The sequence below is a fragment of the Sunxiuqinia rutila genome (assembly GCF_050589705.1).
GTDB lineage: Bacteria > Bacteroidota > Bacteroidia > Bacteroidales > Prolixibacteraceae > Sunxiuqinia > Sunxiuqinia rutila.
Window position 1 is genome coordinate 230,417 of record NZ_JBNGOT010000007.1, and the last position, 21,797, is coordinate 252,213.

The 21,797-nt window shown below is 43.9% G+C and carries 19 protein-coding genes; 17 read left to right on the top strand and 2 right to left on the bottom strand.

The window, feature by feature from the left end; all coding sequences use genetic code 11:
* Positions 1 to 258: 258 nt before the first annotated feature.
* On the bottom strand, positions 259 to 1,326 hold the full coding sequence (locus ACRD6K_RS11080; RefSeq protein WP_430973307.1) for a hypothetical protein: 1,068 nt from the start codon (positions 1,324 to 1,326) through the stop codon (positions 259 to 261).
* A 773-nt stretch (positions 1,327 to 2,099) separates the two neighbouring features.
* On the opposite strand from ACRD6K_RS11080, the gene ACRD6K_RS11085 reads away from it, so the two are divergent.
* The gene (locus ACRD6K_RS11085) at positions 2,100 to 2,849 is read left to right on the top strand and encodes a DUF6261 family protein (protein WP_430973308.1); all 750 of its coding nucleotides are present in this window, start codon (positions 2,100 to 2,102) and stop codon (positions 2,847 to 2,849) included.
* A gap of 810 nt (positions 2,850 to 3,659) precedes the next feature.
* On the opposite strand, the gene ACRD6K_RS11090 is transcribed toward ACRD6K_RS11085, so the two are convergent.
* The gene (locus ACRD6K_RS11090; RefSeq protein ID WP_430973309.1) at positions 3,660 to 4,604 is read right to left on the bottom strand and encodes a S41 family peptidase; all 945 of its coding nucleotides are present in this window, start codon (positions 4,602 to 4,604) and stop codon (positions 3,660 to 3,662) included.
* 1,052 nt (positions 4,605 to 5,656) lie between these two features.
* Here ACRD6K_RS11090 and ACRD6K_RS11095 point away from each other — a divergent pair.
* From ACRD6K_RS11095 to nhaA, 16 genes are all read left to right on the top strand, one after another.
* Positions 5,657 to 6,235: an RNA polymerase sigma factor gene (locus ACRD6K_RS11095; protein WP_430973310.1), complete on the top strand. Its 579-nt coding sequence runs from the start codon at positions 5,657 to 5,659 to the stop codon at positions 6,233 to 6,235.
* A 56-nt stretch (positions 6,236 to 6,291) separates the two neighbouring features.
* On the top strand, positions 6,292 to 6,708 hold the full coding sequence (locus ACRD6K_RS11100; protein ID WP_430973311.1) for an anti-sigma factor family protein: 417 nt from the start codon (positions 6,292 to 6,294) through the stop codon (positions 6,706 to 6,708).
* A complete protein-coding gene (locus ACRD6K_RS11105; protein WP_430973312.1) occupies positions 6,708 to 7,223 on the top strand; it encodes a periplasmic heavy metal sensor in 516 nt (171 codons plus the stop codon). Before ACRD6K_RS11100 ends, ACRD6K_RS11105 begins: the two co-directional genes overlap by 1 nt.
* Positions 7,224 to 7,712: 489 nt before the next feature.
* Positions 7,713 to 8,210, top strand: a complete 498-nt coding sequence (locus ACRD6K_RS11110; protein ID WP_430973313.1) for a hypothetical protein — start codon at positions 7,713 to 7,715, stop codon at positions 8,208 to 8,210.
* Positions 8,211 to 8,229: 19 nt separating this feature from the next.
* Positions 8,230 to 9,060: a DUF2202 domain-containing protein gene (locus tag ACRD6K_RS11115; RefSeq protein ID WP_430973314.1), complete on the top strand. Its 831-nt coding sequence runs from the start codon at positions 8,230 to 8,232 to the stop codon at positions 9,058 to 9,060.
* Between the two features lie 240 nt (positions 9,061 to 9,300).
* Positions 9,301 to 10,575 carry a hypothetical protein gene (locus tag ACRD6K_RS11120; RefSeq protein ID WP_430973315.1) on the top strand — a complete coding sequence of 425 codons (1,275 nt, stop codon included), beginning with the start codon at positions 9,301 to 9,303 and terminating at the stop codon, positions 10,573 to 10,575.
* 400 nt (positions 10,576 to 10,975) lie between these two features.
* Positions 10,976 to 11,902 (top strand): malate dehydrogenase, encoded by a 927-nt coding sequence (gene mdh, locus ACRD6K_RS11125; protein ID WP_430973316.1) that lies wholly within the window; start codon positions 10,976 to 10,978, stop codon positions 11,900 to 11,902.
* Between the two features lie 63 nt (positions 11,903 to 11,965).
* Positions 11,966 to 12,400 (top strand): aspartyl protease family protein, encoded by a 435-nt coding sequence (locus tag ACRD6K_RS11130; RefSeq protein WP_299582375.1) that lies wholly within the window; start codon positions 11,966 to 11,968, stop codon positions 12,398 to 12,400.
* Between the two features lie 84 nt (positions 12,401 to 12,484).
* Positions 12,485 to 12,892 (top strand): hypothetical protein, encoded by a 408-nt coding sequence (locus ACRD6K_RS11135; protein WP_430973317.1) that lies wholly within the window; start codon positions 12,485 to 12,487, stop codon positions 12,890 to 12,892.
* A 113-nt stretch (positions 12,893 to 13,005) separates the two neighbouring features.
* Entirely contained in the window at positions 13,006 to 16,002 is a 2,997-nt protein-coding gene (gene secDF / locus ACRD6K_RS11140) for a protein translocase subunit SecDF (RefSeq protein ID WP_299582369.1), read from the top strand.
* Positions 16,003 to 16,125: 123 nt separating this feature from the next.
* Positions 16,126 to 16,566, top strand: a complete 441-nt coding sequence (locus tag ACRD6K_RS11145) for a twin-arginine translocase TatA/TatE family subunit (protein ID WP_430973318.1) — start codon at positions 16,126 to 16,128, stop codon at positions 16,564 to 16,566.
* 9 nt (positions 16,567 to 16,575) lie between these two features.
* Positions 16,576 to 17,613 (top strand): calcium/sodium antiporter, encoded by a 1,038-nt coding sequence (locus ACRD6K_RS11150; RefSeq protein ID WP_299582363.1) that lies wholly within the window; start codon positions 16,576 to 16,578, stop codon positions 17,611 to 17,613.
* A 32-nt stretch (positions 17,614 to 17,645) separates the two neighbouring features.
* A complete protein-coding gene (locus tag ACRD6K_RS11155) occupies positions 17,646 to 18,299 on the top strand; it encodes an ABC transporter ATP-binding protein (RefSeq protein WP_299582360.1) in 654 nt (217 codons plus the stop codon).
* Positions 18,300 to 18,428: 129 nt separating this feature from the next.
* Positions 18,429 to 19,193: a TIGR02757 family protein gene (locus ACRD6K_RS11160; RefSeq protein ID WP_430973319.1), complete on the top strand. Its 765-nt coding sequence runs from the start codon at positions 18,429 to 18,431 to the stop codon at positions 19,191 to 19,193.
* A gap of 83 nt (positions 19,194 to 19,276) precedes the next feature.
* Complete coding sequence (locus tag ACRD6K_RS11165) at positions 19,277 to 20,053, top strand: NIPSNAP family protein (protein ID WP_430973320.1); 777 nt, start codon at positions 19,277 to 19,279, stop codon at positions 20,051 to 20,053.
* 281 nt (positions 20,054 to 20,334) lie between these two features.
* A complete protein-coding gene (gene nhaA / locus ACRD6K_RS11170; RefSeq protein WP_430973321.1) occupies positions 20,335 to 21,633 on the top strand; it encodes a Na+/H+ antiporter NhaA in 1,299 nt (432 codons plus the stop codon).
* Positions 21,634 to 21,797 lie beyond the last annotated feature (164 nt).

Here is a 21,797-nt window from a genome sequence, read left to right on the forward strand (position 1 = left end):
CATTATTCAATGCCCGCTCTGCTCTTTGTTTGAGCGAAGCGGTCACTAGGGCGAGCTGTTTTTGAGTTTGTAACTCCATCTACAATGTTGTTTGCACATTTACGAATCCTTTTTCACCCGCATAGTTCCGCGCCGCACTGTAAATTGATTAAAAGATATTCATTGTTGTTTTTCAATGCAGTTGGTCTGTGTATTGTCGTTACAAACGACAAACAGTTTACCCCTCGGCACCGCTTCGCTAAGACGAGGGGGAGTGTATTAGCAACCGTTGTTTCTTCCTAATTTATGTATATGACTTTCTCTTCTAATCCATGAGCCAATTGTCCTTAAAACTCTACTGTGCTGAAATTTAAAATTTCTTGTATTACTCAAGGATGATTTCGAAATAAGTCTGCGTTTTTGGCCATCAAAGTCAGTTAGTATTTCAATTCCATCAAATCCAAGTACATAGTTGTTGATAAACTTGATTGCTTCTTTTGAAGAGTCTTCATTTATAGGGTTAAACCTTGCATATGTTAATCTTAATGGCTCTCTGTCAATATTTGTTTTAAACATTGTCCATGCTATTGCGTCAGGGTGACTCATATTATATCTAAGTTTAATGTCAATTGGAGAGGAAACATAGATAAAACACTTGGGCAAATTAGGAAAGTCAGATAGTAAATCTTGAAGCTCATCGTCAAGTTTTGCGCCAATTGCTGGGAAAATGATCCCAAGTTGATTAATTCCACTATTTAAACACAATATTCCTGTCAATTCTTCAATTTCTGGTGCACCTTCGTTGTGAGAATACCGTAGATACTCATCATAAACAGGTTTTGAAACAATTAGTGGAATTCCATAATCACAGTGCCAGTCATTTACAGAAACGGCGTTAAGCAACATGCAATAATCACTATTTGTTCTTGGTTTTATTCTCACTGACCCAAAACCTCCTGTCATCATTTTACCTTTTCCAGATGGGCCAAGGACATTATAAATTTTGTCATGGATATTAGTTTCTCCAACAACGTCTTGAATTCCTTCTATTAAATTCATCTCTCCATCTCTTGTCCAGACTCTACCTGGTAGTTTAGGAGTCCATTCTGTTAAAAAGAAATCTTTTAGCTTGACTATTTGATTATTTTGAAGCTTCGGTTGATTGTTTCTTGAACATTTAAATTCATTTTGCAAGATAGAGCTCCAAAATGATTCTGAAGTTGTAAAAGTAATTGTCAGCTTTGTTGCCTGACGAATTCGCAATTTCAAGTAATCATATACTCTGTAATATCCGAATGTGTCATCAATTAATTTCTTAAAAAAATGTTGTTGGGTCTCGTTTAACATCTTATTTAGTTTTTGCACTCATCAATGGCAGCTTATTTTGATAAAAAAGTTTTACGGATTTTATTTCCACTTTGTCTATCTTAAAGGTGACTTTATACCAAGTCATGCAGGGTATAAGCGTAGTTGGTAACTGTTGACCATATCAAGATCATCTTATCCATCATGATAATATGCTGTTAAATTAGCAATAATAATTGACATTGCTACTCAGTTTTTTTGATGAAAAAAGAATGAAGGATAAAATGGTGTTGGAGGCCTGCCAGCTAGCTCTTGCCCGGAATCAGTGACTTTCAGCACGTAATAGAATTGCAGGTCGCTGTAACTGCCTGATATTTGGGTTCCTGCAGTCGTGCGGCAAGCCAGGAAATCTGTTGGCTCGCTTGCCGCAGTACTGCAGCAAGCAAAAAAATGTTCCGGCTAGCTTGCTGCAGCGCTGCAACATGCTCGCAAACTTCTTGGCTTGCTTCCCGCACGGCTGCGGCAAGCAAAAAAATAAATTGGCTCACCTCTCGCACAGCTGCGGCAAGCCAGCAAACTTCTTGGCTTGGCTCCTGCAGGCGTGCAGCATCCAAACTTTATAAAAAATGAGCTAGTCTTGAAACTTAGTCAAGGGTCAAAATGCTGTGAAGCATAGTTTTAGTCATTGACTTAAGTAATCATTTCCACTAATTTTATTCAATACTTGATCCAAACTCGAAACCATTCAGTGCTTTTCGAGTCCGTAAACAAATAGCCTTTTAGAACATATTCATTTAATCTTTAACTAAAACAACATGATTAAAATTTTAAAACTTCTACTGTATCAACTCCGCAACGGGGAATACTTTCAGTTTATGAGCGATGTTAAAAATTTGCTCCTGGCGCTTAACCCGGCTGCCATCCATTCGGAAGCCGAATTTACGAAGTTTGACAATTCTCTGACCAAACTTGACGAGGAGTTGCGTGTAGATCAGGGCAGTGTATTAACCGAAGAACTGCAAAACCTGGATATGGATCGCGACAATATGTGGCGTGCGATGGATATGCGCATCAATGCGACCTTGCAGTGCACGATTGCCGAAGAAGAGGAAGCAGCCAAGCGCCTGAGGCGACTGTTTGATTTGTATGGCGACCTTCGCCGAATTTCATATAACGAAGAAACAGCAGGTTTGACCAATTTGCTGGGCGATTTGGCCAAGCCGGAAAATGCCGGTTTTGTGACTACTTGTGGGCTCGACACTTGGGTGTCGCGCTTAAACGAACTGAATGTGGCTTTTAAAGCGAAACAAAATGAACGCGACACCGAGCTGGCCAATAAAAACAGCGGCAACGCCAAGGTGGTTCGCCTTGAAATTGATCCGTTGTATGAGTTGATGGTCGAGCGGGTAAATGCTATGATCAGCCTAAACATGCAAACGCCTGAAATGGAGAATTTCGTCAGGGAGCTTAACCAGAAAATTAAAACCCTGGAACTGACCCTGGCTGCCCGCGAGGGGAGAAGTGAGAGCCAAAGAGAAGCGTCGTTGTCCTCCGAAGTCGATTAACCCGATTGTCAATCATCGGCTTTGTTTTTAAAAGCTTAACAGAAGCATCTTTCCTTGGGGGAGGGTGCTTTTGTTTTTGGCTGAATGCAGAGAGCAGCGAGGAAAGCGGAAAAAGGAAACTGGAGATCGCGTTGGGCGCAAAGTCGATTGTCTGGCTAAGAGGATAAAAAAGCAGCTGGGATTCAAGGCAAACATAACAAATCGACAAACACATGAACGTACAAAGGCCGAAGCTAGCAAAACCTAACTCCCCAACTTCACCACCAGGTGAAAAGGATTGGCCTACGAGGGTTTTGAAGCCGGAAACAAGGGAAGGAATCCGCGCGTGCCCTGCTAAGAAAACCCTGTTTGACGACCAACGGGAGGAGTTGGTTTTCGGGGAGTGACTGACCCGTAGTTTTCGTTCAAAAGCATCGTCAGCCTTGATCTTTTCGTTCTTTTGGATCAAACCAAAAGGACAAGTTTTCTTAATGCTGACAACAATCATCCTAACCGCAAAGAACGCAGAGAAAGCGCTAAGAGAGGAAAACACGAACTCAAGAAGTCACGAACGCAGGAACTAAAAAACACCTCTTTTCGCGTTGGACGAAACTCTATTGTCCGGCTCAGGCCGATTTCCCCGCCTGACAAGGAGGGGTGTTCCCGACTTGTCGGGGACGGGGTGGTCAAAACCTGCACCAAGAAGGAACCTGACTAATTCTGAATTGGCAACAAAACCACCTCGTCACTGGTAAACCGGTGCCACACCTCCTTGGAAACAAAGGAGGAGAAAAGAGCAGCCTGCACCTACCCGTGAACCCAGCTATGCTTTTAGGGCGTACTTTTAATCCATGCAATTGCTTGGGGCAAACTTTCTTCTTCGGGGCATTCAACATCTGGAATTATCCCTTTTTGAATGATCGCTTTGTTTTTATCGCAATATTTTTCAACGGCCAAAAGCAGCTTGGCATTACTTTTAAACCCAAATAACCGGCAGTGTGACGTTAGTCCTTTGGTTTCGCTCCCGAAAATTCTGGACTTCTCCTGAAAATCAAAGGCAAGTGCAAGAAATTCGCCTGCACTTGACGTTTTCTCACTAACCAGTACGGCAATCTTTTTCCCTTTATTTTTGAGTTGTGACTCATAAATAAGACTGTCCATCTTAAATTCGCCAAAATAGAAATAGCCATCCTCACATCGAATATTCCGAAAGGCGTTTTGGTTATTGCATGAAATTCCGATTAAGGAATTTTCAAAGAGAGGCGCGAGAGCTAAGCTTTCATTTGACATTTTGCCTCCCCGGTCTTTCGTTAAATCAATGATCCAGCCCGAAAGAGGGGCTGTGTTGTCAAGTTCCAGCAATGACTTTCTTATACTTAAAGCATATTGCCTCGATAGACTATCATTGGCCGTAAAGCCGGGAAGTTTGATGTAGGCAATATCTTCGTTAATAATTCTCGATTCTATTGTTGGAACTGAAAAAGTGTCGATTGTTAATTTGTTGGGGGTGTACGGATCAGCAAAAGAGCTGTGTCCATCATCAATAAGTGTTAACAGATAACCAATCGCATCATATACGGCGTCATTTGAGTTAAAATGAGTTATTGAATCTTTTATCGTTTCTTTTACCTTTTCCCAGTCTGTTTCATTCTTCTTTATCGATTCATTCTTAATGATGGAAAATGCTTGTTCGAAGAAGGGTTCATAGCTGGCTTGTTGCTCCCTTTTGCAGGAAAGCGATAGTATAACGAGTATTAGTAGAAGTTCTATTCTCATAGGTGTCTGTTAGATCTTTTTAGCTTTGGCCGATCAAGTTACAAAACTTTACAAAACATATGCATGAGTTAATTCAGTTTGTTCTTGGTCTATACAATTGGTGTTTTTGATGAACAAGCTCTGGAAGAGAGTCAAGAACAAAGAGCATGGGGCGAAGACCTAAGTGTAAGCTTTGGAAAGAGGAGATTATCGAACCCACAAAGGGCCGCAATTAGTAAAATCTGTTTCTTCAACTTCACCGGCAGGTGAAAAACGTGGCTGGGGTAGTGCGTTGACCAACAGAACCACCACCTCCCTTTCGCGTTGGGCGAAAGTACTCCTCCTGACCAGGAGGAGAAAGGAGTATCGAGCAGTTAATTGCGAATGTACGAATCCAAATTCCAATTATCGGTACAAGGGGAAAGGATTGGCCTACGAGGGTTTTGAACCAGAAAACAAGGGAAGGAATCCGCGCGTGCCCTGCTAAGAAAACCCTGTTTGACGACCAACGGGAGGAGTTGGTTTTCGGGGAGTGACTGACCCGTAGTTTTCGTTCAAAAGCATCGTTCGCCTTGATCTTTTCGTTCTTTTGGATCAAACCAAAAGGACAAGTTTTCTTAATGCTGACAACAATCATCCTAACCGCAAAGAACGCAGAGAAAGCGCTAAGAGAGGAAAACACGAACTCAAGAAGTCACGAACGCAGGAACTAAAAAACACCTCTTTTCGCGTTGGACGAAACTCTATTGTCTGGCTCAGGCCGATTTCCCCGCCTGACAAGGAGGAGAAAAGAACGCATCGGTGAACGGTAGCCCATAACCTGACAACGTCGGAAGGTCCTGTCAGCGTTTAATCGAAACCGACAACTTCTGACCAGTAACAGATCCTGAAACAAGTTCAGGAAGACGCTCAAAGCGGATAACCGAAGACACGAACGTATGAACTCACGGAACTGATAACGGATAACTGACAACTGAAAACTCTCAACTCTCAACCGCGAACTAAAAAAAGTTTATGAATGCACCGCAAGTTTTTTTGCTAACTTGTGTCTGGTAGGTAATGGACTTTGCCCCATGGATGAACGAGCGTTAATTCGAGCCATACAAAACGGAGAAGAACAAGCTTTTAAACAGCTGGTTGACAATTACCAGTTGCTTGTTCGCAACACATGCCTGAGCTTTGTGCGTGATCGGTACGATGCGGAGGATCTTGCCCAGGAAGTGTTTATGGAAGTTTTTCGATCGGCTTCCAAATTCAGGGGCGAGTCTAAGTTGTCCACCTGGATTTACCGCATCGCCGTCAATAAATCACTCAATTTTCAGCGGGATCATAAACGGCGCAATTTTTTCCAGTCGCTGGGTGATGCCTTGTTTGGTGCCGAAAAGGTGCTGGAGGGAGCAACTGCCGCTGTGGAAGAGCATCCGGAGCAACATATGGTGAACCAGGAACGGAAAGAGCGGATTTACCGGGCCATTGAAGAACTGCCGGAGCGGCAAAAAATTGCGTTTAGCCTGAGTAAGCTGGACGACTTGTCGTATCAGGAGATTGCTGAAATTATGCAGTTGTCGCTTTCGTCTGTCGAGTCGTTGATTCACCGGGCGAAGCTCAATTTGCAAAAGAAGTTGTATGCGTGTTATAAAAAAGGCATTTAGGACAGCAAGTTTTTAACTTGTTTGGTGTCAAATAAACCAGAAGTAAGGAGGTTGAAATGAAACATCGAGCCACAAAAGAGAAGTTACTGTTTTTCCTGGAAGACACGTTGTCGGCCCCGGAAAAGCAAAAGGTTGCCGAACACCTGAGTGGGTGTGTTGAATGCCGGCAGCTGTTGGAAGAGCTGCGGCAGGATTGGATGTTGCTGAAGCTTGATAAATACAAGGAGAATGATCCTTATTTTTACACCCGGCTAAAAGCACGGATGGAAAAACCGGTGACTTCAGTTGCTCGCCGGGTATGGCAGCCGGCTTTGTTTGGGGTGCTGCTTGTGCTGGCGGTTAGCCTCGGAACGCTTGTGGGTAAGCAATTCTCGGCAGAACCAGCAGCCGATGTGCGCTTTACTTCGGAGTTGGTGTCTTTTGATGGATTGCAGGAAGAGCCGATTGAACAATTTTTACTAACTTTTGAGTGATGTTTACAAAAGCAAAAATATGGATGTGGTTGGTGATCATTCTGCTGGTTACCAATATTTCTACAATCATCTCATTCCGCTATTATTCACAGAAGGAAGCGCGGCTACCGGCAAAAATGGAATCGGTGGAGGTGCCGGGCGAACAACGAACGCGCTTTTTTAAGGAGCAGCTTGACTTAACACCAGACCAGTTGGTGTTGTTTCGCGAGGCCAACCGGAATTTCAACCGGGAAGCAAGAGCGGTTACGGGGGAGATGGAGCGCCTGCGTGCCGAATTGGTTGCTGAAATGGTTCGAACGGAATCAGACACCCTGCGGCTGGAACAGCTTTCGGCTTTAATTGGTGAGCAACATAAGCTGTTGAAAACAATTACCTATTCCTTTTTTCTGGAGTTGAAAGCCATCTGCTCGCCGGAGCAGAATGAGCAATTGGCTCGTATTTTTCAATCCCTGATTTCTGACGATCAAAATATCCAACTTCCACAGCGGGGTATGCGTCGCAATGGACGAAGGTAAGCGGGGAAGGCCGGAGTCAAGAACCAGGAGCCAGAACCGGAGTGGCTAAGGGCTGAGGTATTTGTGCTTTGACCTGCTTCATTCGTGCGTTATTCACAATCTGAATATTCGGAAGTCCGTTAGCCCGAAAAGCTTCGCTGTTTTAAAATATCCAGACAACGAGCTAGGGTATAATTCTCTCCTCCATTATTTCTAATCGGAAACTCAAGCATTAAACGGCTTTTAAATATTTTCTGAAAAAAAGCATGCCCCTGCGCAAGTTTTTCAGGCAAGCGGTGTCCTATTGGTAAAAACAGTAAATAACCAATTGCTGATGGAGGGGAAGAAATCTTAGGCGCCCGACCAATTCCCGAATGAGCAATTGAAAACAACAATCCATGTCGGATAAGAAAATACGCGCAACAGCCGGTTGTACGAATGGAAAGGTGTAATCAGAAACGGAGAGTTGCTGGGGAATTTTCGGACCGGAACAATTAAAAAGTAATCAAGATGAAACGAATGAACTATTTAGTAGGATTGGTTTTGGCGATGGCCATGGCAACCAGTGTAAGCGGACAAACACAGTCTGGTAAAAATCTCCCATGTTTGAATGGAATCAGCAACCTGACGGCAGATCAGCAAAAGCAGATTGGGGAGTTGGAGCAGACTTATCAGACTCAGATGGAAGCTTTCAGAAAAGAACGGAGAAGTACTTCAAGCCTGGAAGAAAAGCAGCAGGTGTACGAAAAGATGCAAAAAGCGAAAGGAACACACCGCACCCAGGTGCTGAACGTGTTGGATGAAGGACAGAAGCAGGAATACCTGGCTTTGCAGGGAAATGGAAAACGTCAGTTTCAGGCAAATCGCAATGGCGGAAACCGGCCATGCAATGGCGTGCGCGGAAATAGACGTGGAAACGGCCAGGGGAACTTTAAAGGCAAAGGCGGAGGCAATTGCCAGGCTGTTGGAAGAGGTCAGGGACGAAGTGGCCGGAATAGCAATTGGTAATCATTAACGAATGGAAGCCATGAAGAAAATAGCTTATATCATCGCGATAATGGTTGGTGTTCTGGGAGCATGTACTGAAAATGAAATGACGGGAGCAGAACTGAAGAGTGCGTCTCTGCTATCAGTTGCTGCGGATGGAAGCACCTCTGTTAAACTCACTCAGTTGAACGCTGTTTTGGCAGGTGAGGAAACAGAATTGTCGGAAGAAGAATTGGCCGGGCTGATCTGGATGCGTGAGGAGGAAAAACTTGCAGGAGACTTGTATCAAGCTTTTTATGGTTTGTACGATTGGCGAATCTTTGGAAATATCTCTCGCAGCGAGTCTACACATGTTGCTGCAGTACTGAGGTTGTTTGACCTGTTTGGAATTGAAGACAGCACGCCGGATGAAGTTGGCGTTTTTGCCAATGCCGACATTCAGAAATTGTATGAAGACCTGAAAACATCGGGAGAAGTTTCTTTGGTAGAGGCCTTGAAAGTGGGGGCTTATGTTGAAGAGTTGGATATCCTGGACCTGGAAGAGCGGTTGGAGGCAACAAGCAATGCCGATATTCAGCTGGTTTATGAGAACCTGCTGAGGGGATCCCGCAACCATTTGCGTGCGTTTACCCGGGTGCTGGCTCAAAACGATGTTTACTATCAGCCTTTGCTCTTGTCCGATGATTACTTCAATGAAATTGTTGAGGGAGCCATGGAAAGAGGTTCGCAGAACGGGAATTGTGCCTTGGGCTATGGATATGCCAACCGAAATGGTAACAACAACCGGGCTCAGTATAATTCCGAAGATTGTGAAGGCAATCCCCAAAATGGCGTTGGCGGACAACAAAAAAGATACCGGGGAGGAAACTAAATCAACTTCACAGCGGGTTGGTTTTTAGTAAATGGGGTTTGAAGCGTAGAAGTTTCAAGCCCCTTTTGTTTGGTGTGAAGCGGTTTCTGGTTTGTTAGCGATCGGTTGAGAGAAGTAAAGGGGCCTGGTTTTAATTTTGAACGGAATAGAGAAGGAGCTCAACTTCCTTGATTCGGGTGATTTAACCAACAATCGCTTCTCTAATGCGTATAGGATTATTACCTGATAAAATAAAAAGCCATGAAAACTTCATTTTTTAAAAAGGGAAGATTGCAGCCCGTTTTCCTCATCTTATTAACGTCAGTATTCCTTTTGGGCTGTCAAGGAAATTTTATGGAAGCTGAAGAAGAGTTGAACTTAGCGCTGAAAGATGCTCATATCACCGAGATTGACAGCGAGGGTACCCTGCCGGATGGTGCAGCCTATGAAATTGTTCTTCCGGAAAGCTGGAATGCGCTGCCTCTTAAAATTCTAATTGTGTATGCGCATGGCTATGTTGATGTGACAAAGCCGGTAGCGCTGCCTGCCGATAAAATAGATGGGGTTGAAATAAAGGACATTCTTCTTAATGGCATCGATTATATGGGGCAAACATTGCCTGTAGGTTATGCTTCAACAAGCTACCGGGCCAATGGCTTGGTTGTGCTCGATGCTGTTGAGGATATTTTGCAGCTACGCAGTTTGCTGACGACTTTTTTTGAGCAGTCTGAATACGACGAACCAGCTGCAATGCTATTGGCCGGTGTTTCTGAAGGTGGGTTAATTACGGTACTAACCACTGAGCAGAACCCCGGATTGTTTGATGCCGCAATCGCCACTTGCTGTCCTATTGGTAATTTCTATGATCAGCTACAGTATTATGGTCATGCGCATGTGTTGTTTAAGTATTTCTTTGGGCCAAGCGTGAGCGGCATCAACATTGGAAGCCCACGGGGAGTTTCAAAAAATACCATGTACGCCTGGGAAGCAGGTGAGTTGCCTAGGGCTATTGCTGAGGTTCTTCAAAACGATTACAGGTATAATGGAGGAAATAAAATCAGGCAGTTTATTGCCTGTGCCGGTATTCCTGTGAACATGGCAACCCAGGCGCCGGAAGATGTCATTCGTTCATTGGTTGAAGTGTTGCGATTCCCCATCATGGCTACCAATGATGCCATCATGAGGCTGGGAGGAAATCCGTATAATAATAAATACCCACCCGTTCAATACGAGGGATCGGATAACGATCGCAAGCTGAACTTGACGGTGGATCGTATCTGTCGTCCAAACTGGGAGCGGGCTAAAGAGGAAATCGCAAACTATGAAACAACAGGTCTGTTGTATACTCCGCTATTATCCATGCATACTGAATTCGACCATGTCTCCTTGTTTAGTCATCAGGGAGAATATGCAACGAAGGTTGGTGCAAACCCCTTATTTATTCCTGTGCCGGTGTTGGATCGATATGGACATTGTAACTTCACAGTAAGTGAAATTCATGAGGCAATTGGAACCTTGTTAAGTGGAATGCCCTAATCGGGTTTTATGTATTTAAAATAAGACCCCATCTCTGGGTTTTATGCCTCTTTTGAGAGGAGCATTGATGAGCGAAAGCCTTGCTGAATGAAGCAACCTTTTTTTGTTCGGATGAACTTACAATTTGACAGCAAGCAGGAAGGTCCGGATAAAAAAAGAAACGAAAAATAAGGCTTTGCTAAAGGTTCATTTGTAGCCGGAATAAAGGAGGCCGGATCAGGATCATATGATGCCGCTTTTAACCAGCCGTTTTTCAGAGATTATGTGCAGGTCGTAAGATTGAAACGGTTTATCAATCAGTTATTAAATTGTTAACCCGAATCAATATTTTTAGGCTATTTGAAAATACATTTTATCTTTGTCAACGTTAAATTTTTTATAAAATAAAAAAGAAAAAATTATGAAAGTAACAGTTGTTGGTGCAGGTGCTGTAGGTGCTAGTTGTGCTGAATATATCGCCATTAAAGATTTCGCGGACGAGATTGTCTTGGTTGACATCAAAGAAGGTTTTGCCGAAGGGAAAGCCATGGACTTGATGCAAACAGCATCGTTGAATGGTTTCGACTCAACCATTACCGGAACGACAAACGATTATTCAAAAACTGCTGGTAGCGATGTAGCTGTGATTACAAGTGGAATTCCACGTAAACCAGGAATGACTCGTGAAGAATTGATCGGAATCAACGCCGGAATCGTTAAAACCGTTTCAGAAAATTTGATCAAATATTCTCCAAACGTGATCCTGATTGTGGTAAGTAATCCAATGGATACAATGGCTTACCTGGCGCACAAAGCAACTGGTCTTCCTAAAAACCGGATCATCGGTATGGGTGGAGCTTTGGATAGCGCTCGTTTCAAATTCCGTTTAGCTGAAGCGTTGGATTGCCCACAATCTGATGTTGAAGGTATGGTTATCGGTGGTCACTCTGATACAGGCATGGTTCCATTGATTGAGAAAGCCGTACGCAACAGCGTTCCTGTTTCAGAATTCCTGACAGAAGAAAAAATGGCTGAAGTTGTTGAAGCAACTAAAGTTGGTGGTGCTACTTTAACCAAATTGCTGGGAACAAGTGCATGGTACGCTCCAGGTGCTGCTGTTTCTGAATTGGTAAAAGCCATCGCTTTGGATTCTAAAAAGATGTTCCCTTGTTCAGCTTTGTTGGAAGGTGAGTACGGATTGAACGACATCTCTTTGGGTGTTCCATGTATCCTGGGTAAAAACGGTATTGAGAAAATCGTTGAGATTGAGCTTTCTGACGCAGAAAAAGCCAAATTGGCTTCCAGCGCCGAAGGTGTAAGCAATGTGAATGCTTTGCTTGAACTGTAGTAAATCGGATTTTATTATACTATATTTAGTGCCTCTGCATGTGCAGGGGCACTTTTTTTATATATGGCAAAAATACCTGTTGAGTTGATTGAGTTGGAGCACCAAAACTACCACATGTTGGTGCAGGGAACCTTTGAAGATGGAGAAAAAGGCTATTGGATTGTGGATAGTGGCGCGTCAAAAACCGTGTTTGACCGGCAGTTGGAGCAGTATTTTAGCTTGATTGAGCCGACTTCGGATGAAGAATACCAGAGTGCCGGAATCAGCGAAGGCATGGTAGAAACAGCTGTGGGGCAATTGGGGCCGGTGGCTTTCGGGAAACTCAAAATCAAAGAACAGAAAGTGGCGCTGATCAACCTGGACCATGTCAATGAAATTTACCGGAAATACCGCGATATCCGGATTTGTGGTCTGTTGGGAAGCGATTTGTTGAAAAAGTATCACTGCGTGATAGACTACAAGTACGAAACAATTTCATTTTCAAGGCCTCGGAAATGACCGGAACTGTTGTAAAATACGTGCATGTTTTCCATCGATATTTCCCAAAAATGAATATATTTGCGACCAGTTGAATAAAATCTGGTGAAAAGAAGAACACACATATCCAAAAAAATCATGCTGCGCTTGGTGGTGCTTATGGCGCTTGTTGCCGGTGCGGTGGTGTTTGACTTGTGCCACGATCAGCTTCCGGAGCAGGTAGCCAGCCAAACGCAGGATACTTCGGAACACCTGTTTGACCAGTCTCAGGTGGCCTATTGTAACCCGTTGAGCAGTTTTAAAATGCGCACCGGTTCCGACCGATTGATTTCAAAAATATTATTCTCCAAGGGCCAGGATCGTTTCCTGTCGGCCTACCACAACCAGAAAGCGTACCATGTGCTTAAGGCTGAGTCGTTGAACGAACGCTTGCCGCAAAGTGCCCGGATTCATTTTCTGGAATTCATGATTTGTCATCACGCCAGCTCGGATGACAATCCTCCTCTTGCTTAAGATTTTATTCGAATATTAATTCGTTTAAAGGGCTTATCCTAAGTCCTTGTCGGCTGTATGGTTGACTTCATTCAAGAAAATAAATAAACACATACAATCTAAATTTTAGACAAATGCAAAACAAAGGATTAATCAGAACTTTTGCCATTCTACTGGCTTTGGTTTGCGTTTACCAGCTCACCTTTACATTTAAAGCGAAGCAGGTTGAACGCCATGCCCAGGAGTACGCTCAGGGCGATAAAACAAAAGAACGGAATTACCTGGACTCCATTGCCGGTGAGGAAGTTTATAACCTCTTAGGTCTGCGTAGTTATACCTACAAAGAAGTGAAAGCCCTGGAAATGAACCTGGGTCTTGACCTGAAAGGTGGTATGAACGTAACGCTGGAAGTTTCAGTGGTTGACTTGATCAAATCTCTGTCAAACTACAGCGCCGACGAAACATTTAATGCAGCCCTCAAGCGTGCACAGGAATTGCAGCGCGACAGCCAGGACGATTTCGTAACGCTTTTCGGACGTGCTTTTGAAGAGATTGATCCAAACGCGCGTTTGGCAGCCATCTTCAACACCCTGGAGCTGAAAGATAAAGTGAAGTACAACTCAAGCAACGCCGATGTGTTGCAGGTTATTCGTCAGGAAACGGATGCAGCCATTGAAAACTCATTCAACATTATCCGGACTCGTATTGACCGTTTTGGTGTAGCGCAGCCCAATGTGCAGCCATTGCAAACACGCGGTCGTATTTTGGTTGAACTACCAGGAGTTGACAATCCGGAGCGGGTACGTAAACTGTTACAAGGAACAGCGAACCTGGAATTCTGGGAAACTTGGGATAACAGCGAAGTGTATCCTTATATGATGCAAATCAACCAGCAGTTGAAAGAGATTCAATCGTTGGAAGCTGCAGGTGCCAAAACTGAAGAGGCTGCGCAAACAGAAGCTGATCAAACAGCGGATGACGCAACAAGCGAAGATGGCAGCTTGCTGGAAGAGTTGGAAACAGAAGTTGCTGACTCAACTGCCATGGATAATATGGCTGATATCAGAAAGAATTTCCCTTTGTTTGCCGTGTTAACGCCAAGCACAACTGCTGACGGACAATTGTTCCCCGGGCCTGTTGTTGGTACAGCGCATGCCAAAGATACTTCTACAGTAAATACTTACCTGAACATGCCTCAGGTAAAATCAATTATTCCACGAAGCCTGCAGTTTAAGTGGACTTCAAAAGCCGTTGATGAAGGTGGAAACTATTTCCGTCTGATTGCAATTAAAGTTACCAGCCGTGATGGCCGTGCTCCACTGGAAGGCGATGTGATTGTAGATGCCCGTCAGGATTACGAACAATTTGGCAGCCGCCCGGAAGTAAGCATGACCATGAACTCGGAAGGTGCTAAGATCTGGGCTCGTTTGACGAAAGAAAATGTAGGCAAATCAATTGCCATTGTTTTGGATAACTATGTGCGTTCATTCCCCAATGTAAACGGAGAGATTACCGGAGGACGTTCAAGCATTTCCGGACTGGAATCAGTTGAAGAGGCGAAAGACTTGGCAAACATCCTGAAATCAGGTAAAATGCCGGCACCTGCCCGTATCCTTCAGGAAGAAATTGTTGGACCTTCACTGGGACAAGAAGCCATTAGCAGTGGTATGTGGTCATTCTTCATTGCCTTCGTTTTGGTATTGGCCTATATGTTCTTCTTCTACAGTAAAAAGGCTGGTTTGACTGCCAACATGGCGTTGCTGGCCAACTTATTCTTTGTGATTGGTGTACTGGCTTCCTTGGGAGCTGTTTTAACTCTGCCTGGTATTGCCGGTATTGTATTGACGATCGGTATGTCGGTGGATGCCAACGTGCTGATTTTTGAACGTATTCAGGAAGAGCGCCGTGCCGGTAAAGGCTTGAAACTGGCGATTGCCGATGGTTATAAAAACGCCTATTCTGCGATTATCGATGGTCAGGTTACCACGTTGTTGACTGGTATCGTGCTTTACATGTTCGGTTCTGGTCCGATTAAAGGATTTGCGACAACCTTGATTGTGGGTATCTTCACTTCCTTGTTCTCTGCGATTTTCTTGACACGCTTGGTTTTCGAACGTCAGCTGGGTAAGGATGCCAAAATTACCTTCACCTCAAAAATGACGGACAAATGGTTGAGACATTCCGATATCAAATTCCTGGAAAAACGGAAGATTGCTTATATCGTTTCGGGAACCTTGATTGTTATCTCTATTTTTTCCTTCGTTGTACGTGGGTTTAACTATGGTATCGACTTCAAAGGGGGACGTACCTACGTAGTGCGCTTTGACGAGGATGTGAAAGTGGCTGATGTGGGTAAAGCCCTGACAGCAGTTTACGGAGAAGCTCCTGAGGTGAAAACATTTGGTGGAGACAACCAGGTAAAAGTCACCACGGAATATAAGATTGATGATTTGACCGATGATGTGGATAACGAAGTAGAACAACTGTTGCTGAAAGGTTTGCAAGACGGTGGTTTCATTGAGCAAATGGATATGGATACCTTCATCGATGATCACCGGATGAGTTCTCAAAAAGTAGGACCAACCATCTCCGATGATATTAAGAACGATGCGTTGATTGCCATCTCTTTCTCGTTGATTATCATCTTCCTCTACATCCTTATTCGTTTCCGCAACTGGCAGTACGGACTGGGAGCAGTAGCTGCACTGGCGCATGATACCATTATTGTATTGGGAATCTTCTCCGTATTCTATGGATTGTTGCCATTCTCACTGGAAATTGATCAGGCCTTTATTGCGGCGATTTTGACCGTATTAGGATATTCGATTAACGATACTGTGGTAGTCTTTGACCGTATTCGTGAGTACATTGGATTACATCCAAAACGGAACCGCGAAGAAAACGTGGATGATGCCATGAACTCAACCTTACGTCGTACCTTCAGTACGTCATTGAGTACATTCGTGGTATTGCTGGCCATCTTCCTGTTTGGAGGTACATCCATCCAGGGCTTCACCTTTGCCTTGCTGGTAGGGGTGGTGATTGGTACTTATTCTTCGTTGTTCATTGCAACACCGATTTCGTACGATACCCAAAAAAGAGCGGTTAAAATTGCTGCCAAAAGAAAATAATTAACAGCGTTTTAGAAGGGAGCCCTGACTGGTTTAGTCAGGGCTCTTTTTTTTAAAGCGAAAAGTCACTTCGGTTACCGATGTACTGAACTTGTTTGTATATTTGTTGAAAATTTTGAAAAAATGACCCTGCATATGCTGTTTATTAGTGGTGGTGAAATTGTATTGGTGATGATGCTCGCGCTTTTGTTTTTTGGTTCAAAAGCTATTCCGGATATTGCCAAAACCCTGGGAAAGGGAATGCGTGAATTTAAGAAAGCAACCAACGAAATTAAGCGCGAATTTGAAGATAACACCGGCGATTTCAAACGGGATATCGATGATATTCGGTCAACGGTAAAAAGCGAAACTCAAAAAATTGGTCAGGATATCGACCAGGTTTCTTCACGGATGAAAGAAGAAACATCTAAACTATCGCATGAAGTTGAATCAATTTCAGCGCAAACCGCAGAAAAAACGAACAAGCTTGTTGATGAAGTTGAAAAAGCCTCCGTAACAAGCGAGGAGACGAATGCTGACCTTCCTGAAACGAACGACGAAAAATTAAAGGACGGAACCCTTTAACGAAAAATCATGCCAACTCTTTTATACAGTTTGGCAATGCTGCTTTGTTTTGTTTTACTGGCACGCATTGTTGACAAGTTTTTTGTTGTCTCGCTGGATCGTATTTCCAGCGATTTGAAGTTATCGTCTGATGCAGCCGGAGCTACCCTTATGGCTGTTGGCTCCAGTGCCCCCGAGCTGTTTGTAGCGCTTTTTGCTGTTCTGAAAAAAGGAAATCACGAGGCTATTGGAATCGGAAGCATTGTAGGAAGCGCCCTGTTTAACCTACTAGGGATAATCGGCATGGTGGCCTTGGTGCGTAAAACGGTACTAACCTGGCAGCCCGTTGTTCGTGATATCATGTTCTACCTGATTGCCGTTGCTCTTTTGTTGTGGGGCATTTTTGATGGCAGCTTTAGCATGTGGAATGCGGTTGCTTTCCTGATTGTTTATGTCATTTACGTGGTGGCCGTTGTTCGCTGGCGAAAGATATTTCCGTATAAAGATCATGAATATACAGCCGATGAGACTACAGAGGCTGAGGATGAAGCAGAGTCTGCCAATGTGGTTGACAAAGCCTTGGGGCTTTTCTTTCCGAAAGCGGAGAGGTACTACCTCGTTTTCTTCATGTCTATTGTTCTGATTGCTGGTTTAAGCTGGGTGTTGGTCGAGTCGGCCATTCATATGGCTCATGTTCTGAACATTCCGGAAGCCATTATTGGATTGACCATTTTAGCTGTTGGAACTTCGGTGCCCGATTTAATTTCGTCACTTATTGTGGCCAAACAAGGGCGTGGGGATATGGCGGTCAGCAACGCCATAGGATCCAATATTTTTGATATTCTGGTCGGACTGGGGTTCCCGTTTTTGGTGGCGATGCTGCTTTATGGAGGAACAATCAATGCCGGAGGACAGAATCTGCTGGAGTCTTCATTTATTCTTTTTGCATCGGTGGTGGGCTTTGCCTTATTGCTGCTGCTTAAGCGATGGAAAATTGACTGGGTAACCGGCGCAGTGCTGTTGGGCTTATATGTCTTCTATTTGGCTCGCGAAATCATCTTACTTTAATTATCTTTAAAGCTCATTAAAAACTATTTCGTTTGATTGAGGTTCAAAATATAACCAAGTCCTTTGGTAAGCTTCAGGTGCTTAAAGGCATTGATTTGCATATTCCGCAAGGAAAACTTTACAGCATTGTTGGTCCTAGTGGGGCCGGAAAAACCACCCTGTTGCAGATTATGGGTACGCTAAGTAAGCCGGACTCGGGCGAGTTGGCTATTCGCGAGCAAGCTGTTTTTACGATGGATGAAAAACGTTTGGCTGCCTTTCGTAATCGGGAAATTGGTTTCGTGTTTCAGTTTCATTACCTGTTGCCCGAGTTCAATGCCTTGGAGAATGTCTGCATTCCGGCTTTCATTGCTAAAAAATCGAAAAAAGAGGCTGAAGCCAAAGCGGAGGAACTGCTTCATTTTTTGGGGCTGAAAGACCGAATGACTCATAAACCTTCGGAACTGTCTGGTGGCGAACGCCAGCGCGTAGCGGTGGCCCGGGCATTGATCAATGATCCGGCAGTTGTGTTAGCTGATGAGCCATCAGGTAATCTGGACTCCAAAAACCGGGAAGATTTACACGATTTATTTTTTACACTTCGCGACCAGTTTAATCAAACGCTGGTAATCGTTACGCACGATGAAGACTTTGCGCGCCAATCGGATAAAATTATTCGTATGCGCGATGGCTGGATTGAAGAGTAGAAGTTAGTATTTCCATTGTTCGGGCGGGATTGAACAGCTCCTCGTATTTCTTGTTATGTAGTTTTGATGTTGCACAAGGCGTTTTCCGATGCGAGAAGAGCCTTTGCACAATTGGATTAACAAAGGAACATGGAAACATACGAAGAATTGCGCCAACTGCTGGATGAAAAGGCCAGTCAATACAATCACCCGGATTTTATAGCTTCTGATCCCATTCAGATTCCCCGCCAGTTTGCGCAGAAAGAGAATATCGAAATTGCCGGATTTCTCGCTGCTACTATTGCCTGGGGCCAACGGCCAACCATCATCAAAAATGCCTTTAAACTGATGGCCATGATGGATCAAAAACCCTACGAATTTTTAATGCATACTGAGGAACAGGATTGGGGCCACTTTCTAGACTTTAAGCACCGCACGTTCAATGGGGTCGACTGCCTGTTCTTTTTGCGTTCACTTCAAAATATTTACAGGAAGCATGAAGGCTTGGAGGCTGTTTTTACCAAGGGTTACCAAACAGATCAGTCGATGGCATCGGCCTTGCGTTATTTTAGGCAGGTGTTTTTTGAAGTGCCTTTTGAAGCGCGCTCGCAAAAACATGTTTCCAATATTGATAAAGGAGCTTCAGCCAAGCGGCTGAATATGTATCTGCGCTGGATGGTGCGTCAGGACGACTGTGGGGTGGATTTTGGCTTATGGAAGCAGATTCCGATGTCGGCTTTGCTTTTGCCGCTGGATGTCCACACGGGGCGTCAGGCACGCCAACTCGGTTTGCTCACTCGCAAGCAGGATGACTGGAAAGCAGTGCTGGAATTGACCGAAAAACTGCGAGCGTTTGATCCGCATGATCCGGTGAAATATGATTTTGCGCTTTTCGGAATGGGGGCTTTTGAGTAAGCTGCAGAAGATGATTGAGTTATTGCGGATTATTCCGGGTGGTTTTGTATCTTCAAGTCGTTAACCTCTAAACCAAAAAACGAATGAAAAGACGAAACTTCCTGAAAGGCTCGGCCGTATTGGCCGGAGCTACCGTAAGCGGACAGCTTGCAGCGAATGTAGTCGCACCACCTTCAGAAAAGGAAATTTACGAATGGCGCGTGTATCATTTTAAAAATAGCGGACAGCACAATAAGGTCGGTCGCTTTTACCAGGAAGCTTTGATGCCGGTGTTGAATGAAAATGGCGTGAAAGTGGGGGCTTTTGGCGAGTATGGTAAGACTGATCCGCCGACGGGTTATTACTTGATGGTATATCCTTCCATGGCTGAATACTCCCGAGTGAAGAAAGCGGTCTGGAAAAATGAAACTTTCTTAAAACAAGCAAAAGAATATTTTGACGAAACTGCGGAGTATGGCACTTACAGTCGTTTCGAGACTTATTTGATGGAGGCATTTGATGCCATCCCTCAGTTGCGTCAGCCTGATCAGGCACGCGGATTATTTGAATTACGGACTTACGAGAGTAATAACGAAGAAGCGGGGCAGCGTAAGATTAAGATGTTTAATCAGGAAGAACTGGCCCTGTTTGAGCAGGTTGGCTTGCATGCCACATTCTTTGGTGAAATTCTTGCCGGGCCGCAAATGCCGGCTTTGATGTATATGCTTTGGTTCGAAAATATGAAAGAACGCGATGCCAACTGGAAAAAATTTGTTGGCAGTCCGGAGTGGAAGGTCATGAGCCAAAAAGCGGAGTATGTGCATACTGTTAGTGTGGTCAATAAGAAATTTTTGATTCCGTTGGAGTATTCTCAGATTTGACCAGGTGTGCAGAACGAAGATGCAGAAACTCCGAAATTGTTTTCTTGAATAAAAGAAGTGAATAGCATCATCATTTCAGTATTAAATCGACGTTATTTCGGAATGTTTTTGTGAACTTTTTCCCGATTTCTTTGATATGTTTATAGCGATAATTCATCATAAGTGATTCTGACTGGTCACCGTGAAAAGTTTTGTTTGCGGTTTGGCGATTTTGTTTTCACCAATTTTGTATAACGCTGACGATTGAACAGGCTTGAAACGTTGGCACAAATTCTTCATTCATGATTCAGAAAATAATAACACCTTTTCAGAAGTTTGTTAAAATTGAGAGTTTTAGCGGGATTCTCTTATTAACGGCTACCATTTTAGCGTTAGTTTGGGCCAATTCACCGCTAGCCCACCTGTACGAGTCGCTTTGGGACTACAAGCTGGGGTTTACTTCCGAACATTTTAGTTTGAATAAACCCCTGATCCTATGGGTGAATGACGGGTTGATGGCCATTTTCTTTTTTCTGATTGGTCTGGAAATCAAGCGTGAATTATTGATTGGAGAACTGAATTCAGTTAAAAAAGCTGCTTTCCCTTTCTTTGGAGCGATAGGGGGGATGATTGTGCCGGTGGCCTTGTTTCTTTTTCTTAATAAAAACCCTGAAACAGCGCAAGGATGGGGAATCCCGATGGCCACTGATATTGCGTTTTCGCTGGCCATTCTGAATGTGCTCGGGAAACGGGTACCTGTCAGCCTGAAGGTGTTTCTGACTGCCTTTGCAATTATTGATGATTTGGGAGCAGTTATAGCTATTGCCATTTTCTATACGGCCGGCATGCAATGGTCATTACTCTTATATGCCTTTGGCTTACTGGCTCTGCTCTTTATTTTATCTTCGCTGAAATTCTATTCCAAATACCTGTTCTTTGCAGTGGGCGTTGTGGTTTGGGTTCTGTTCCTGAAATCGGGTGTTCATCCAACCATTGCGGGTGTACTAATGGCCTTTACCATTCCTATTCGTCAACGAATTGATGTGCCCAACTACACCAGCAAACTGAAAGGAATATTGGAAGGATTGAAACTGTCGAAGTCAACTTCTACACCAATTTTAACCAATCAGCAGATTGAACAAATGGATGAGCTGGAAGACCTGACAGAAAAGGTACAATCGCCTTTGCAGCACCTTGAACACAGTCTGCATGGCTGGGTGGCTTATTTTATTATTCCTGTTTTTGCTTTGGCCAATGCCGGAATTTCAATTGGAACGGATGTGCAGTTGGATGTGGCACTGATTACTTCCATCGTCGTTGGTTTGGTGGTTGGCAAAACAGTGGGCGTAAGCTTGTTTGCTCTTCTCGGACAAAAAATGAAGCTGGTTGATTTCCCTGATGGCGTGAACCTGAAGAATATTTTAGGCGTTGCCATGCTGGCTGGAGTTGGATTTACCATGTCCATCTTTATCTCAAACCTGGCTTTTGCTGATCCGATTTTGACCGATTCTTCCAAGGTCGGGATTTTGCTTGGTTCGCTGATTGCTGGTGTAGCGGGTTATGTTTTCTTGTACTTCAACGGGACGAACAAAACATCCTGACCTGCTTATTAGTCGATAAAATACATTTTTGGGAAAGCCTCCCGAAATAGAAGATAGATAGCCTGGTAGTTGAAATGCCAGGCTATTTTTGTTTTTGGGAGTTATATCGTAAGGTCATGTCTGTTCCTATTCTGGAATGGAAATGAGGTTAAATTGTGTTAACA